This is a genomic window from Kitasatospora griseola (assembly GCF_014648555.1).
Classification (GTDB): Bacteria; Actinomycetota; Actinomycetes; order Streptomycetales; family Streptomycetaceae; genus Kitasatospora; species Kitasatospora griseola.
Window position 1 is genome coordinate 1 of sequence record NZ_BMRI01000056.1, and the last position, 2,851, is coordinate 2,851.

General features: G+C 74.4%; 2 protein-coding genes and 1 pseudogene. All 3 read left to right on the forward strand.

Annotation, left to right across the window (positions count from 1 at the left end; translation table 11 throughout):
- The first annotated feature begins 183 nt into the window (after positions 1-183).
- Complete coding sequence (locus IEZ12_RS35460) at positions 184-900, forward strand: TetR family transcriptional regulator (protein WP_189278277.1); 717 nt, start codon at positions 184-186, stop codon at positions 898-900.
- Between the two features lie 188 nt (positions 901-1,088).
- The gene (locus tag IEZ12_RS35465) at positions 1,089-1,568 is read left to right on the forward strand and encodes a Zn-ribbon domain-containing OB-fold protein (RefSeq protein WP_189278279.1); all 480 of its coding nucleotides are present in this window, start codon (positions 1,089-1,091) and stop codon (positions 1,566-1,568) included.
- Between the two features lie 213 nt (positions 1,569-1,781).
- A pseudogene (locus IEZ12_RS35470) lies at positions 1,782-2,851 on the forward strand (PE-PGRS family protein); the annotation flags it as partial.

Consider the following 2,851-nt stretch of genomic DNA (forward strand, 5'->3'; position numbering starts at 1 on the left):
TCTTCGCCTCCGCCAGCGAACGCACCGACTCACGGAGCATCTCGTGCTCCTCGCCCAGCCGGTAGAGGTCGAAGTCCTGGGTCATGGCAGTCTCCTCGGTGATGGCACTCAGTACCCTCGATTATGCACACTGAGTATCGTCTCGCCCAGCCTTCCGGCCCGGGTCGGTGCTACCGTCCGGGTATGAGCGAGGTGCATGAGCAGGGCGGAACCGCGGCGACCCGGCCGACGATGCGGGACGCCCTGGTGGAAGCGGCGTTCGAACTGTTCTCGGAGCGGGGCTTCGAGCAGACCACGGTCGACGACATCGTCTCGCTCGCGGGGGTCGGCCGGCGCTCGTTCTTCCGGTACTTCCCCTCGAAGGAGGCGGTGGTCTTCCCGGACCACGACGGCTGCCTCGCGGACATGACGACGTTCCTGGAGCAGGCCGACCCGTCGGGCGACCCGGTGGCACAGGTCTGCGACGCGGCCCGGCTGGTGCTGCGGATGTACGCGGGGAACCCGTCGTTCTCCGTCGGCCGCTACCGACTGACCAAGCAGGTACCGAACCTGCGCACCCACGAGCTCTCCGTGGTGTGGCGCTACGAGCGCACCCTGGCGGGCCATCTGCGCACCCGCTACGCGGCCCGCGCGGACGGCGCGCTGCGCGCGGACGTGATCGCGGCGGCGGTGGTCGCGGCGCACAACTTCGCGCTGCGGTCCTGGCTGCGCTCGGGCGGCGAGGGCGACGTCGGCGCGGCGGTGGACGAGGCGCTGCAGTTGGTGGTCGACACCTGGGGCGACGGCGCGGCCGAGGGCCGGTCGGAGTCGCAGGACGAGGAAGTGGTCGTCATGGTGGCCCGCCGGGGCACGCCGATGTGGCGGGTGGTGCAGGGTGTCGAAGCGGCCCTGGAGCAGTGACCGGCCGCTCCGCCGGCCGTCCAGGCACGCCTCGTCCGTCACACCGATGATCTGACGTACCGACTGGCACTCGGTACCTTTACACGGGGCACTGAGTGCCATACCGTCCCTTCTGGCAGACCGCCCCGACCGCACGCCCGCCCGGGTGGCGGTACGGCGGCGCACACCGGCTCAGCAAGGAGACGGCCATGACCCCCACGCTCGCCCCGGCCGCGCCGACGACGGCCCCGACGATCACCGTCGGCCTCGACGGCACCCCCGGCCCCCTCGATCTCGCCGCCGACCCGTTCGGCTCGCACTTCGCCCCGTCCGCGTTCCGGGGCCGGCCCGAACTTCCGGCCACCGAGACCGAGTTGCACTACCTCCGCTGCCACTGGTGCCACTCGGCCAGCGCGGTGACCTGCCTGCTGTGCCCGGTGTGCGGGTCGGCGGACCTGGAACCGGCGGTGGCGTCCGGGCAGGGGACGGTGCAGCGCCTGCTGCGCCCGACCCGCCGGGGCCCGCTGCTCGGGCGCCCATACCTGATCGTGCTGGACGAGGGCTTCACCGTGCAGGCGTCGGTGCTCGGTGGGCTGCCGGGCGCGGTGCCGATCGGGGCCCGGGTGCAGCTGGTGACCAGCGAGGAGGGCGGGCGGGTGCTCACCTTCCGCCTGGTGCCCCGTTCCTGACGCACCGCCACCCCTCTTTCGTGGCACCGGGTGCCACGAAACAGGGGTGGTCGGTCCGCTTTCCCCCCCGGCGGTCCGCATCGCGCACACACTTCCCACATCCTGGGATTTGTCCCGCATTCCAAGGGTGTGGGCCTGGTGTGATCCCGTGCACGGAGCGCCACCACGCGGGTAGGCTCGGTGACGTTTGCCGTTCCGGGGGAGGTACTACACGTGCTCGATCTGAGCGCCCATCAGCCCGCCGCCGTCTGGCGTCCGTTGTCCGGCCCGGTGCCGGGAAGGGCGTGGCGCGCCGGTCTGGCGACCAATCCGGCGGCCCCGTCCGAGGTGCTGGTCCGGCTGTTGGACGACACGTCCGAGGGCGAGGGCGCGAGCTGGCCGGCGCGTCGGCCGGAGCTGCCCGACCGGGTGCTGGAGGCGGCGCTGCGGCACCGGCACTGGTGGGTCCGGGCGGCACTGGCGGAGCGGCCCGGGCTGTCGCCGGCAGTACTGGCGGTGCTGGCCGGCGACCGTGAGCGCCGGGTGCGCCGGGCCGCGGCGTCGGCGGCGCACCGGGTGCCACTGCCGGAGCGGGCGCTCACGGCGCTGGCGGACGACCGCGATCCGGACACCCGCCGCCGGGTGCCGGGTGCCGTGGGCCTGCCGGAGGAGCTGCTGGTGAACCTGGCGCAGGACGGTTCGCCGCTGGTGCGGGCGGCGGCGGTGGGCGCGGACAGCTGGGCGCGGCTGCCGGCCCGGGTGCGCACGGCGCTGCGGGCGGACCGCGATCCGGCGGTGCGGGCGGCGGTGCAGCGCGCGCTGCGGGTGGAGCGTCCGCTGCCGGTGACGCTGGCCGGGTACATCGCGGAGAGCGACCCGGTGCGCCGGGAGCGCACGGCGGCGGGGGCCGCCCTGGAGCGGGCGCTCGGCGAGTGGCTGGTGCTGGACGACGATCCGCGGATCCGCCGGGCGGCGGCGGGCAATCCGCAGCTGCCGACGGACCTGGCGCTGGCGCTGGCGGTCGACCCGGACGCGGCGGTGCGCCTGGCGGTGTCGATACGGCCGGATCTGACGGAACAGCAGCGCTCCGCAGTGGATTTCGGGGCGTCGGACGCGGTGCCGGAGCTGCCGTGGGTGGCCGAACGGCAGGGCGATCCGGCGGAGTTGCTGCGGCTGGCCCGCTCGGCGCATCCGCTGGTGCGGCGTGCGGTGGCGGCGTTGGAGCACCTGCCGGGCGAGGCGGTGGCGCTGCTGGCGGAGGATCCGGAGCCGGCGGTGCGCCTCGCGTTGGCGGAGCACTGTGC